This window comes from Bartonella silvatica (genome assembly GCF_040545155.1).
Lineage (GTDB): Bacteria > Pseudomonadota > Alphaproteobacteria > Rhizobiales > Rhizobiaceae > Bartonella > Bartonella silvatica.
Genome location: NZ_JBEPLI010000010.1, coordinates 1 through 14,460, shown reverse-complemented (window position 1 = coordinate 14,460; position 14,460 = coordinate 1). Strand labels below are relative to the sequence as shown.

General features: G+C 37.1%; 9 protein-coding genes and 1 tRNA gene. 2 read left to right on the top strand and 8 right to left on the bottom strand.

Annotated features, from left to right (window positions below):
* Positions 1–71: 71 nt before the first annotated feature.
* Positions 72–3,560 carry a DNA polymerase III subunit alpha gene (gene dnaE / locus ABID23_RS04980; RefSeq protein WP_354189929.1) on the bottom strand — a complete coding sequence of 1,163 codons (3,489 nt, stop codon included), beginning with the start codon at positions 3,558–3,560 and terminating at the stop codon, positions 72–74.
* Between the two features lie 403 nt (positions 3,561–3,963).
* Here dnaE and recG point away from each other — a divergent pair, with 403 nt between their 5' ends.
* Positions 3,964–6,072 carry an ATP-dependent DNA helicase RecG gene (recG, locus tag ABID23_RS04975; RefSeq protein ID WP_354189927.1) on the top strand — a complete coding sequence of 703 codons (2,109 nt, stop codon included), beginning with the start codon at positions 3,964–3,966 and terminating at the stop codon, positions 6,070–6,072.
* A gap of 394 nt (positions 6,073–6,466) precedes the next feature.
* Here recG and glmS read toward each other — a convergent pair whose 3' ends face one another.
* The 6 genes from glmS to ABID23_RS08175 all read right to left on the bottom strand — a co-directional run bounded on the left by glmS (position 6,467) and on the right by ABID23_RS08175 (position 12,840).
* Complete coding sequence (gene glmS, locus ABID23_RS04970) at positions 6,467–8,290, bottom strand: glutamine--fructose-6-phosphate transaminase (isomerizing) (protein ID WP_354189925.1); 1,824 nt, start codon at positions 8,288–8,290, stop codon at positions 6,467–6,469.
* A gap of 145 nt (positions 8,291–8,435) precedes the next feature.
* Positions 8,436–9,785 carry a bifunctional UDP-N-acetylglucosamine diphosphorylase/glucosamine-1-phosphate N-acetyltransferase GlmU gene (glmU, locus tag ABID23_RS04965; RefSeq protein ID WP_354189923.1) on the bottom strand — a complete coding sequence of 450 codons (1,350 nt, stop codon included), beginning with the start codon at positions 9,783–9,785 and terminating at the stop codon, positions 8,436–8,438.
* A gap of 14 nt (positions 9,786–9,799) precedes the next feature.
* Positions 9,800–10,585, bottom strand: a complete 786-nt coding sequence (locus tag ABID23_RS04960) for a cytochrome c biogenesis CcdA family protein (RefSeq protein WP_354189921.1) — start codon at positions 10,583–10,585, stop codon at positions 9,800–9,802.
* Between the two features lie 36 nt (positions 10,586–10,621).
* Positions 10,622–11,635, bottom strand: coding sequence for an RgsD C-terminal domain-containing protein (locus ABID23_RS04955; RefSeq protein ID WP_494337404.1), 1,014 nt, complete (start codon positions 11,633–11,635; stop codon positions 10,622–10,624).
* A 776-nt stretch (positions 11,636–12,411) separates the two neighbouring features.
* Positions 12,412–12,540, bottom strand: coding sequence for a hypothetical protein (locus ABID23_RS04950; RefSeq protein WP_354189919.1), 129 nt, complete (start codon positions 12,538–12,540; stop codon positions 12,412–12,414).
* A 144-nt stretch (positions 12,541–12,684) separates the two neighbouring features.
* The gene (locus tag ABID23_RS08175) at positions 12,685–12,840 is read right to left on the bottom strand and encodes a glycoside hydrolase family protein (RefSeq protein ID WP_435521250.1); all 156 of its coding nucleotides are present in this window, start codon (positions 12,838–12,840) and stop codon (positions 12,685–12,687) included.
* A 667-nt stretch (positions 12,841–13,507) separates the two neighbouring features.
* Here ABID23_RS08175 and ABID23_RS04945 point away from each other — a divergent pair.
* A tRNA-Ser gene (locus tag ABID23_RS04945) sits at positions 13,508–13,597 on the top strand.
* Positions 13,598–13,740: 143 nt separating this feature from the next.
* Here ABID23_RS04945 and ABID23_RS04940 read toward each other — a convergent pair.
* The coding region (locus ABID23_RS04940) for a DNA adenine methylase (RefSeq protein WP_354189917.1) at positions 13,741–14,460 on the bottom strand (720 nt) is incomplete at its 5' end.

Genomic DNA, 14,460 nt, shown 5'->3' with positions numbered 1-14,460 from the left:
AAAATTTACAGTCAAATCTAAAATAAGTATCTTTAAAAAAAACAGATAGTTAGACCTAATAAGTTATTAAATCAAGTTAACTCTACGTCAATAACATCCCGTATTGATTTCATAGCACTCACCACACGTGAGTCAATCTTATATCGCTCCGGAAGTGCAATTTCAACTTCCCTTAATCCATCATCTTGAATGAGAATAAGCCCAACTTCTCCATTACCACCAGAATTTAAATTCTGCTCAATTTGTGCAAGCATATCAACTGTTTTTATAAAAATGCGCATCATTTGATGATGCTGTGATGCCTCTTTTTCCAAACATTGAACTGTCTCTAGTCGTAAACTAATACCCTCAGAACGATTCTCTGCACTAACTGTAATGATAAAAGATTTTCCGACCTCTAAGATTTCTTCATAATCCGCAAGAGTTTCAGAAAAGAGAACCGTCTCATATTGTCCGTTTGTATCAGAAAAATGTATAATTCCCATTTTCTTTCCAGATTTTGTTTTACGGACTTGTTTTGCCACAACAGTTCCAGCCAGCCTAGCAGCGGTCGCTCCTCCTTTAACAGCATGAGCAAAATGAACCCAAGTTTGTACGCGTTTTTTAGCAAGAATAGCTTGATATTCATCCAAAGGATGTGCAGAAAAATAAAAACCGATTGCTTGAAATTCTCGATGAAGTTTTTCATTCAGTGACCAAGGAGAGGTTTGCGATAAAATCAAAGGCTCTTTTAATCCACCTGTCATCCCAAATATATCAATCTGTCCGCTAGAATTATTTTCAAAAACACGAAGTGCACGTGCATGAATTGTTTCAAGACTTGCCAATAAAACCTCACGAGCAATTTGAAAGCAATCAAAGGCTCCAGCACAAACCAAACCTTCCATTACCCGTTTATTAACAATACGAGGATCAATGCGCTCACAAAAATCTTCCAAATCTTTAAAAAGTTTATTTCCGCGACAAGCAACGATATGGTCAACGACAGTTTCTCCCACACCTTTAATGGCAGCAAGAGAATAATAAATACAGTTATCACCAACTTCAAAAATACGATGTGATGTTTGCACACAAGGAGCAACAACCTTAATTCCCAATCTTAATGCTTCACGTCGAAAGTCATTTAACTTGTCGGTATTTGTCATATCATACGTCATTGAAGCTGCTAAAAACTCAACCGGATGATGGGCTTTCATATAGGCTGTTTGATAAGAAACAATCGCGTAAGCAGCGGCATGAGATTTATTAAAACCATAATCAGCAAATTTTGCTAAAAGATCAAAAATAATATCAGCCTGCTCTTTATCCACACCTCCAGAAACAGCTCCATTCACAAAACGTGTACGCTGTTTCTGCATTTCTTGGTGAATCTTTTTACCCATAGCACGGCGTAATAAATCCGCTTCCCCAAGTGAATAACCAGCAAGCACTTGAGCAATCTGCATGACTTGCTCTTGGTAAACAATAACCCCTTGCGTTTCTTTAATCAGATAATCTATTTTGGGGTGAATAGAAGCAGTTTCCTCCTCCCCATGTTTGCGTGCATTATAAGTTGGAATATTCTCCATAGGACCAGGACGATAAAGCGCAACAAGAGCAATAATATCTTCAATCCGGTCTGGTTTCATTCCAATGAGCGCTTTACGCATTCCAGAGCTTTCAACTTGAAATACGCCAACCGTTTCACCACGTGCCATCATGGCATAGGTAATATCATCATCTAGAGGGATATTTGATAAATCTATTTTTATCCCTTTTCGTGCGACAAAATCTACTGCCATTTTCAAGACAGTCAGTGTTTTTAACCCCAGAAAATCAAACTTTACCAATCCAGCTTGTTCAACACATTTCATATTAAATTGTGTCACAGGCATATCGGAACGAGGATCACGATACATTGGAACAAGCTCTGAAAGCGGACGATCACCGATAACAATTCCAGCTGCGTGAGTCGACGCATGACGATAAAGTCCTTCCAACTGAAGTGCTATATCTAATGTACGCCCAACAACAGGATCCTTTTTCTTTTCTTCTTCAAATTTAGGTTCATCCTTAATAGCATCAGCCAATTCAATCTGACTTCCCGGTGTAGCAGGAACTAATTTTGTCAGATAATCGACCTGACGATAAGGAACTTCTAAAACGCGTCCAACATCACGCAACACTGCGCGTGCCTGTAATTTACCAAAAGTAATAATTTGAGCGACCTGATCGCGACCATATTTTTTTTGAACATAATGAATAACCTCTTCACGTCGTTCTTGACAAAAGTCGATATCAAAATCTGGCATAGAAACGCGGTCTGGATTAAGAAAACGTTCAAAAAGGAGAGAAAAGCGCAATGGATCAACATCTGTAATCGTCAATGCATAAGCGACAAGTGAACCAGCACCCGAACCACGTCCAGGACCAACAGGGATATCATGAGCCTTTGCCCATTTTATGAAATCTGAAACGATGAGAAAATAGCCAGAAAATTGCATACGTGTAATAACAGAAACTTCATAATCAAGTCGCTGCTCATAATCTGCAACTGCATATCCTTCTGCTAGTCCAATTGATTCAAGCCGCATTTTCAAACCAGCTTTAGCTTGATTTAATAATTCATGATCTTCCACTTTTAAAGCAAGGTTTGCATCAACAGACTGCTCCATGAAACGAGGCAAAATTGGTTTGCGAATTGGCGTAGCAGTATGACAACGCAATGCAATTTCAACGCTGTTCTCCAAAGCTTCTGGAAGATCAGAAAATAATGCAATCATTTCATCTTGTGATTTCAAATAATGATCTGGCGTCACACGTTTACGCTCTGGATTAGAAACAATTTGTCCTTCGGCAACCGCCATCAACGCATCATGTGCTTCATACCCTTCCCTATTTAGAAAAAAAGCTTCATTGGTAGCAACAAGAGGAATTTCATATTTATACGCCAATTCAATAAGAATAGCTTCTACGTTTCGATCAAAAGAGCCATGGCGCTGTAACTCTACATAAAGGCGATCACCAAAAACTTTTTTTAAATAAATTAAACGTTCAACAGCGCGTTCTGTTTTATCTTCTGCCAAAGGAAAGTTGATAGGCCCTCCCTTACCACCAGTCAAAGCAATAACTCCTTCACTGTGCGATGACAGCCAATCGGCTTTGATATGAGGAGGATCCGTATCACACTTATCAAGATAAGCACGACTAACAAGACGAACTAAATGAGCATAACCAACATCACTGGCTGCAAACAAAACGAGAGAACAAAAGTCAGAAGGGCGAGACCATTTAGCAAAATGTTGATGATGTTCTTCACCATAAAAATCAACAGTAAGCTGACAACCAATAATTGGCTGAATCCCATGAGAAAAACAATATTGTGAAAACTCCAACGCACCAAATAAATTATTTGTATCGGTAATAGCAATAGCTGGTGTATAATCTGAAATCGCATGTTGAATAATTTGTGGGATTTTTAAAGCTCCTTCAAGTAATGAATAAGCAGAATGTACCCTCAAATGAACAAAGCGAGGAAAAGATTTCTGGTCATCTCGTATTTTAGTCTTATCTTTTGCCACTCTCAAATTTCTCACAACTAATTAAATGCTACACAGCATCCCCTATCTGCCCCTCTAAGGAAACCATTGTAGCTTATCACACCCTTAAATCTATGAATTTAGCGCTCCACATATTGGCAAGACATTGCAATTTTATCTCTCTTTATAAGAGAGTTCTATCAAGAAAATATCTCTATTCACAGTAAATAAATACATCAAAATAAAAAGAAAAAATCGAATAGAATCATTACAAATATTACCCCTCTTTTTTATATTTTTTTATCTCATGCGTTCTTTAAGTGTTGATATTTCTAATAAAAACTTAAAATGTAAAAGAGGTGGTTTTGTCTTAAATATTAATGTATTCTCAAAAAACTCTTTATAAAGCACTGGAAAAAATAAAAGAAGAAAGCCAATTTTCCTTATGCCTCCACGCCTTATTACACCTCTTTTTAATTCTATACGTACTCTTCCTGGGGTTACACCTAAAGTATGTGGTTTATTATCAAAAATTTTAAATAGTAATCCTACTCAACATGAGCCTACCCTTATTGATCTACTTCAGTTAATGCCCTATTCCGTTGTAGATCGCAGAATATGCCCCAATATTGCTTGTGCACAAGAAGGAATCACGACAACTCTTGAAATTATCATTGATAAACATCAACCACCACCAGTGGGCCGTAATCGCTTACCCTATCGCGTCATGGCACATGATCCAACAGGAAAAATGAATTTAGTTTTTTTTCATGCTCAATCCTCTTGGCTAAAAAAACAACTCCCGATAGGAAAAAAAGTCATTGTCTCAGGTAAGGTTGAATGGTTTAATGGATACCTTTCCATGGCACATCCAGATTATATCGTACCGAGTGAGCAATCAAATCAGATTCCTTTGATCGAACCCATTTATCCTTCTACTGCTGGATTATCCGTAAAAATACTAAAGCGTACCATACAAAATGCTCTCGATTGTATTCCTCTTTTGCCAGAATGGATAGAAGAAGACGTCAAAAAACAACACAATTTTGCTTCTTTTCCAGTTGCTTTACGTCGTATCCATAGTCCCATTGACCCCGATGACTTAACTTTAGAAAGTACGGCACGCAAACGTCTTGCCTATGATGAATTGCTTGCTTGCCAATTAGCTCTTGGTCTCATACGTTTACAAACAAAATCTCTTTCTGGAATATCTCGACCACCAACAGGGGTTTATACTCAGAAATTACTGGAAGCCATCCCTTTTCAACTGACAAGTGGACAGACAAAAGCAATACAGGATATTGCAAAGGATCTTTCTTCACCAGAACCGATGTTAAGACTTCTCCAAGGAGATGTAGGAGCAGGAAAAACCATTGTTGCCCTCACAGCAATGACACAAATTTCTGAAAATTCAGGGCAATCAGCTTTAATGGCCCCGACAGAAGTTCTTGCTCGGCAACATTTTGCAACAATCGCACCTCTTGCTGAAAAAGTCGGATTAAAAACAGTCCTTTTAACAGGGCGAGAAAAAGGTAAATTACGTACAAATATTTTAAATGATATTTTATCAGGGCAAGCCTCTATTATCATTGGAACTCATGCCCTCATACAAGAAAGCGTTTCTTATAATAATCTTGCTTTAGCCATTATTGATGAACAGCATCGTTTTGGCGTACATCAACGCCTTGCCCTTACAGAAAAAGGTCATAAACCTGATATGCTTGTAATGACAGCAACCCCGATTCCACGTACACTTGTTTTAACAGCTTTTGGTGATATGGATGTTTCTCAAATTACAGAAAAACCAATCGGTCGACAGTCCATTACAACAGCAACACTTTCTTTAAAACGTATTAATGAACTCATAGAACGCGTTGCTGTTGCACTTGAAAAAGGAGAAAAAATTTATTGGATTTGCCCTTTAGTGGAGGAATCTATCGCTCTCGATCTCACTTCAATCGAAAGTCGTTTTTCTATCCTCCAAGAGCGGTTTGGAACACGTGTTGGTATAATCCATGGAAAAATGTCAACAGATGAAAAAGAAGAAGCTATGACATCTTTTAAATGTGGAAATATCCGTATTTTGGTTGCAACTACAGTCATTGAAGTGGGGGTAGACATTCCGGATGCTTCAATTATCATTATCGAACACGCGGAACATTTTGGTCTTTCACAATTACACCAATTGCGTGGACGTGTCGGACGAGGAGAAAGAAAATCCTCCTGTATTTTACTCTACAAAGAGCCGCTCACAAAAATGGCGGCAACACGCCTTAATATCATACGGAGTACAGAAGATGGTTTTAAAATTGCTGAGGAAGACTGGCGTCTCCGAGGAGAAGGAGAGCTTTTAGGAACCAAACAATCCGGCATGCCTGAGTTCAAAATAGCAAATCTTTCAGTCCATAGTGATCTTTTATCAATGGCAAGAAGAGATGCACGTTTATTTTTACAACGCGACCCTAACCTTTCTTCCAAACAAGGAGAAGCTTTACGTCTGCTCCTGTATCTTTTCGGACACAACGACGCCACACGCCTTTTACGAGCAGGCTAATAAAATAAAAACACCCCTAAACGAAAGCTTGATGTATTTATTATAAAAGCTCTTTTATAATTTGTACTCTTAAATAGCCCATCAATGATATGAAACAAACCCTCTATATCCCCCTTATCTCTGCAGGGTAACAAACTATAATTATCATCTTCATCACCAATATTGCCGCTTTTCTATTAAAACAGCCCCATAGAAAATATATTAAGCATTTTCGCAAACAGTTTTATCCATACATCGTTTTTCTCTTTTAGCATACAAGGTGACAAGTTTTTTGGATGCTAAATTCAAAAGTTTGAATTTAGAAACTGTTATGTGTATTTTAAACAAAAAATAATCATTATAAGTCCGCTCTCTACGCCCACAACCATTCTCCCTTCCCCATAAAAATACGAAATTATTCAACGGTGACTGATTTTGCTAAATTACGCGGTTGATCCACATCCGTTCCTAATAAAACAGCTGTATGATAAGCGATTAATTGAATAGGTAAAGCATAAACAATCGGCGTAATAAATTCCGGCATATCTGGCAAAATAATAGTTGATAAAGTGTCAAGTTGAGCTGCCTCCACTCCTCTTTTATCGGTTATCAAAATAATACGACCATTGCGTGCTGCAACCTCTTTCATGTTAGAAAAAGTTTTTTCAAACCACCGGTCATAAGGTGCCACAACAATAACGGGAATGGTCTCATCCACAAGTGCAATGGGTCCATGTTTTAATTCACCTGCTGCATAACCTTCAGCATGAATATAAGAAAGCTCCTTCAGCTTAAGCGCCCCCTCTAAAGCAATCGGATAAGAAGTCCCACGTCCAAGATAAAGAACACCTTTTGCGTTCATTAAATGACGACAAATTTGTTCAACTTTACTATCTAACTTTAAAACCTCATTTAAAATCCGAGGGACTTCTGCCAATTGGTGAACAAACTGATGCTCAGCCTTTTCTGAGAGATACCCACGTTGCTTTGCTGCATCAAGCGCCATAGCAGCAAGCGTTGTCAATTGACAGGTAAAAGCTTTTGTTGAGGCAACACCAATTTCTGGTCCAGCGAGCGTGGGTAAAATAAAATCAGCTTCTCTTGCCATTGTCGACTGCTCAACATTCACGATTGTTGCTGTTTTTACACCGCGTTCACGACAATAACGCAAGGAAGCCAGTGTATCAGCTGTCTCACCAGATTGAGAAACGAATAACGATAATACATCAGGAGTTATAGGGGGTTCACGATAACGAAACTCCGAAGCGACATCATTATCTACACTTAAAGCAGCAAAACTCTCGAACCAGTAACGAGCAACTAAAGTAGAATAATAAGCCGTCCCACAGCTGGCAAAGAGTAGCCGATTAATATGTTTCCAATCAATGAGATTCTTAAATGAACGAACCGTGTAATTTCCAAAGTCAAAATAATGTGCTAGGTTATGAGAAATTACTTCAGGCTGCTCAAACATTTCTTTGTGCATGAAATGACGATGATTTCCCTTAGAAACCAATAAATTTCCTGCAAACAATGTTGTAATAGGACGCTCTACCGATTGGTTTTTAGCATCATAAACTGTTACACCTTCTCGTGTCAGAACAGCCCAATCCCCATTTTCCATATAGCTAATAGAATCAACAAATGGCGCCAAAGCAACCGCATCCGATCCAATAAAAAACTCATCTTTTCCATAACCAATCACCAGAGGTGGACCAGAGCAAGCAGCAATCATAAGATTGTCCTCACCATGAAAGATAACAACGATAGAAAAAGCACCTTGTAATCTTTTCCAAATTGTGCGCATAGCATCCTTTGGAGAAAGACCACTTTTTAATGCACGTGTCATTAAATGTGCAATAACCTCTGTATCCGTATCTGTTTCAAAGATATAACCATCTTCAATGAGCTCCTTTTGCAGCTCTACAAAATTTTCAATAATACCATTATGAACAACTGCAAGTTTTTCCGTCATATGAGGATGTGCATTTCGCTCTATAGCAGCTCCATGGGTAGCCCAACGTGTATGGCCAATTCCTAAATGTCCTTCCAAAGGTGTTTTTTTTAGCTTTTCTTCTAAATGAATGAGTTTTCCCTCAGCGCGCACACGATAAAGTTGCCCATTATGCACTGTTGCAATACCAGAGGAATCATATCCTCTGTACTCAAGACGTCTCAATCCCTCAATCAAAGAAGATGTAACACATCTCTTTCCAAGAATGCCTATAATTCCGCACATTTAAAAGCTCCAATTCATATCCTAGATATTCATAAATAACTAAGTATCCCTCATCTTAAATCTTAAGGTATCAGATACATCAAATATGTCGTGCGGTAACACTTAAAAACAAGCCTCCTACACAATGATCAATTATAAGCAATGATCACTTTTTTTGTTTACTCGCTGATAAGCGCGCACGCAACTTTGTTGCATAATTCTCTTTTGTCACTTGTCGCGCACGTCCAAAAGCCATACTGTTCATAGGCACATTTTCAGTAATAACACTTCCTGAAGCAATATAAGAACCATCCCCTATCACCAATGGAGAAACAAGTGCTGAATTAGATCCGATGAAAGTGCGGTTACCAATCATTGTTTTATATTTTTGAAACCCATCATAATTACAAGTAATCGTGCCAGCCCCGATATTGGTATGAGCACCAATTTCTGCATCACCAATATAACTCAAATGATTAATTTTGGTACCTTCTCCTATCTTGGCTTTTTTAATTTCACAAAAATTCCCAATTTTTACGGATTGTCCAAGCTCTGTTCCAAAACGCAAACGTGCATAAGGCCCAATTTGCGCATTCTTACCAATTACAGTACCTTCTAAATAACTAAATGCATGAATAACCGCACCAGTCTCTATTTTTACCCCTAAACCAAAATAAACATTTGGCTCAATGATCACTTCTGGTTCAATTTCTGTGTCATAAGAAAAATAGACTGTTTCTGGTTTAAGAACTGTCACACCACACAACATTAAATTTCGCGCTTTACGCTTTTGCCATAAAGCATCAGCTTCAGAAAGCTCAAAACAATTATTAATTCCTACGATATTATCAAAAGGTACATCAACAATACGAATATCTAATCCCTGCTGAGAGGCAATAGAAACAACATCTGTTAAATAATATTCTTGCTTTGCATTGTTATTACCAACCTTTTCTAAAAGAGAAAGTGCATGTTTTCCATTAAGAGCAAATATCCCACCATTACAAAAAGAGATCTTTTTTTCTTCATGGTTTGCATCTTTTTCTTCTACAATCGCGATAAGCTTACCATTTTTCTCAAGAAGACGTCCATAACCTGTTGGATCTTTGGCATGAAAACCAGCAACAACAACATCAGCTCCATCAGCAAGTTGTGCACGAATTTTCAACAATGAATTTTGCTCAATTAAAGGCGTATCACCAAATACAATAAGCACATCATCACTCTCGTTCTGCAAAGCTAGGCGAGCAGAAAGAACGGCATGAGCTGTGCCTAAACGCTTTTTTTGTTCAAAAATCATCGGATTTTTGACAAATGACTGAACAGTTTCAGTAACATCATCTGCACCAAACCCCACAACAACCGCTAATTGTGAAGTGCCTGCCAATTCTATTTGTTTTATGACATGGCATACAAGGGGCAATCCAGCAATTTTATGCAGCACTTTAGGAAGAGACGACTTCATACGCGTCCCCTCACCTGCTGCAAGAACAATAGAAAGACAACTTCTAACCATAAAAACACATAAGACTAACGAGAAAAACCAAAAAAATTTACAACATCATACCAATGAATAGCTTCAATATCACTTAACGAAGGATAATTTTCTAAAAGCCAAAAGGAAAAATTCTGCATAGAACCCGTTAAAAATAAAATACCCGTGATAACCAATAAAATACCAATAATTTTTTCAACTTTTCCTAAATGAATACGAAAAGCGCCTAAAAATTTCATAAAACTGCTAGAAAATAAGGCTGCTAACACAAAAGGCACTCCAAGACCTAATGCATAGATGCCTAAAAGAAGCGCTCCCTCACCTACGGTTTCTTTCGTTCCAGCAAGGGTTATGATAGGTCCTAAAATTGGACCAATACACGGTGTCCAACCAAATGCAAAAGCCAAACCAATAATATAAGCTCCTAAAGGACCAGCTGGCGTTTTGTACGTTTGAAAACGCGCTTCACGGAATAAAAAAGCAATCTTGAAAAAACCCAAAAAGTTGAGACCAAACATGATAATGATAATTCCAGCAGCAAGTGCAAGCCAATCACGATAATAACCAATAAACTTACCAATTGTACTTGCACTGGCACCTAAAGCAATAAAAACGGTTGTAAAGCCTAATACAAAAGCAATAACAGAAGATAAGAGCCCCCAACGTATCAACGTTTTTTTATGGTGTTCTTCTGAATAAAAATCCTCAATTCCAATACCTGCCATATAACATAAATAAGGAGGCACTAATGGCAACACACACGGTGATAAAAAAGATAACGCACCTGCAAAAAACACACCAAATGTTGAAATTTCTATCACAAAAACTCTCTACCCATCCCTATAATCTATATAATATTAATTTATTTCTTCATCGATTCGTTGCATATTTTGTGTGTTTGCTATCACATTTATATCTTCATCATGGCCAGAAACAACAGAAAAAACTTTCTGATAAATTTTATCTTGATTTTTAGCAATCGCGATATAATCCCCTTCAGCTAAAACAAGCGAAACATAAGCTCCAACAGTTTCGTAAATAATATCACCAGAATCATTGGTAATAGACCAACTTGTATCTGCAAGCGCTTCCCCTCCTTCTTGTCGTACCAATTTTAAAACAATTTGAGCTGCTTGATGTTCAAGAGTTACTTCTGTAACTTTACCTGTATCTACTTGAATATCAGAACGAACCATAGCGTTAATGGAACCATAATGGGACGCAACATGATACCGACCAGCTTTTAAACGCACAATTGACTGAGCTTTAATATTTGATAAAATCACACCTGTATCATCATTTTCTTTTTCATCCTCATAAATAGTAAAACGCAATTCTTTTTCATTGATTGTACCATTTAAAAGTGTCGCATTAAAAATCACAGCACCAGCATCAAGATTAAAGCTTTTAACAAGGCTTTGCCCATTTTCTAAATTTATTTGCTGCATCGCACTTGCATGACCAAATGAGACGTGAACAAGATAATTTCCTGGCTCTAAATCAAAATGTGCACTCCCACCTTCATAAGTCGCAAGTAATGGTAATTTATTATCAATCCCTAAAATGGGTGCATAAATCCGCCATACAAGCCCTTTCACAATATCCTCATTACTATTTTTTAAACGAGCATACAAAATAAGTTGTGCTTTAGAAGTTAAATTTTCTGTTTCTTGATCTTGCGATCTTATAAAAAAACTTGTCGATGGCTTTTGTTGATAATCTTTCTCGTCTACTTCTTCAGAAAAAGCAGAAGGACTCCAGACCAATAAAATAAACGCTAGAAATAAGCATAACCATCGGCATAGTGTTTTTGGAAAAATGCCCATTCTTACATTATTGAACAAAGGATTATACTTTATTTTATTGCACATAACATATTAATCTTACTATTCTTTATTTAACACCAAGGGTGCATGAAAAAATGCTAAGGAATAAGATCTTATAATAAATTAATATACCATGAGTCAGGACTTCTTTCCTAGGTATTTTTTAATCATAAAAAAATTAGCTTTTTATGACCTACTGTTTTAACTATGAATATATTCTCTATTACCTTGATAAGATGAAAAAAATAAAAGATAAATAAAAAGGAGAGGTATATTCACTTCATAAAATATAACATCATCTTCAAGCCTTTATAAGCCTCAATCTGTTCATAAAGCAGCTGCTATTCTGTTTCTGTTAGCTCTTTAATTTTTTCTGTTTTATTTTTGTCCTTCCTTCCAACCATATAAGTTGTTTCCTATTTGTTATGCTTCAAAATATCTCTTGCTAGATAAGACTGATGACAGACACATCCTTATTATCCAAATAGATGGATAACCAGCTACCACAAGAAACAGATCTATTTCTCCCTCCCAACGAGACAAAGCAGAACGCACACTTGATTTATTTCATTTACAATTTCAAGCTGTGCTATGGCTATCTTTAAAGCATGTTTCATATTCTCATCGCACTCTTTTTTCCTGCTAAGATGAAATGCTTGCAATAAAGCCATAAAAAATAATTAAAATCGCTATAAGTACTAAGAATTAAATAATATTTCTTTCCTCCCAAAATCACAAACATTACTCCCGAAAACGCCTGACTACAATCACTAGCCCTGTATAGGCTGCTAAAAACATAATACCTGCTAATACCCATTGCGCTATGCCATTTCCAACCAATACCCCCCCCCAAATTCCGAACAAGCCTCTATGATCAGTGCCAAAGCTTCTACTTTCAAAAGACCTGTTGCCTCTTTCATTTTTACTTTGTGATAATTCGAAAAAAACATACCCCCTTTCTCATAAATCCGCTTCTACTGCTCAACGATTCGCTAAACTCTAAGGAGATTTTCTATCTACCTTATTCCATTTCTGTAACTCTACCTGAATAGCATAATCCCCTTGATTAAACTTTTTCAACAATGTTGCGCTTACTAAAAGCTTGTGTAGCTACGATATAATAAGCATGATACTAATGCTGCGAATTGGCAATTCGTTAACAAAACCGTCATCGCTTCCTCGACTACTTTTTCAAATTGCTTTAAGTCATCACAAAGGATTTCATCCGCTTGTCCTTGCGTAATATGCATGCTTTTTTTGATAAAGAGGCACCTGCATGACTCGTGTGACCATAACCAATGATTGTCTAAATGCACGCCGTGTTTCTATACCCCTCCAAGCGTAATCTTTCCCATTATTTGATCAACGATATTCTTCCTTACAATAGCCCTCTCATACATGCTTCCATAAAAAAGATATTTATGTGATTTATAAAAATAATTTATCTTTTAAAATTAGAACTAAAAATAACGTAATATTTTCTCATCTCAAATCTATTGATTTTGAATCACCACTGATACAGCATATACAGTAGCGATTTGTTTCAATACGAAATAACTTATAATAGGAAAATTTTGCAGTAATCTAAATTACGCATTATGCTTAAAAATTACTTTTATCATTATAAATCAATATGTTATTTTTTTATAAAACATTGCACTGCTGTCTATATCATAAGACTTTATGAGCTTTTCTTTCAATTCAATGAATTGTTTAGAATAACCAATACGAAGTTTATATAAAACTCTGCCCAAAAGTGTTTTAGAAAAAGGAATTAAATTGATTTAAAGATTTTCACAAAAGGGTTACATCTTAATTTTTTAATTAACATCCAATAAATTGTATCAAAAGCTAATGGAAATTCATTAAAAATGATTGACCTTTTGCAAGAACTTTGTAAAAAGGTGTACTCAGTTTGGAGGGGTGGCCGAGCGGTTTAAGGCACCGGTCTTGAAAACCGGCGTGCAGGAGACTGTACCGTGGGTTCGAATCCCACCCCCTCCGCCACAGCGCTTTTATTGCATGTAGCTTGCCAGCGGGTTTTGTATATTTTGACAGCAGGTTTTGTACCAATTCATTTTTTTCAAAGTTTTTTTAAAGAGTCTTCAAAGACCTTTCAAAGATCATTTAAAGATCCTTTTCCTTTTTTGCTAAAAGTCGCAATTTGAGATGATCACCTCTTGAGCCGGCGTCGGATTATTTGAACTGCATGTATAAGATGTGTTGACCTCTTTTATCTTAAATTGGCTAAAGATTTTGCGGATTTCGGGCACATCATTGAGAGACAGAAGAAACTTTCTCTTTAATTGTGCAAGCAGTGTGGACATTGTTTGATAATCCTCTCGCTTAAACAAATCCTTGCCATAATAATCCTCCATATCCCAATAAGGTGGATCAAAATAAAAAGCTTCAACACTCCCATATTGGGTACGAGGCTCTAGCGTGAATTCCCAACTGGAACAGTCAGATTTATGAAGTTCGAGTGCTGGTAAATTGTCTCCGCTTATAAATAAAAACTTATTGTCTTTGATTAAAAAACGTGCCTGCATGCGATCAGCGAGGCGGGTTAAAAAATCAACAGCCGATTGATCGGTGCGAACCACATAAGGTAAAGTTTGTTGAGTAAACTGAGGACTGATCTTGGCTTGATAACAATGGCGTTTGGCTAATGTCTCAACAATCTCGCCAACAGTTTTGTGATCAAAATGTTCACTGTCCTGTTCTTTGAGTTCCTTGCGTATCGAGGCGCTTTTGCCACAAAGGCGCAAAATCTCCCCATCACTGCCACCACAACTTACAACCGATTCGACAACAAAACACCCCATAAAAGCACTGATGCTTCCCTCATAACCAAAAACCACCTGTAGAGT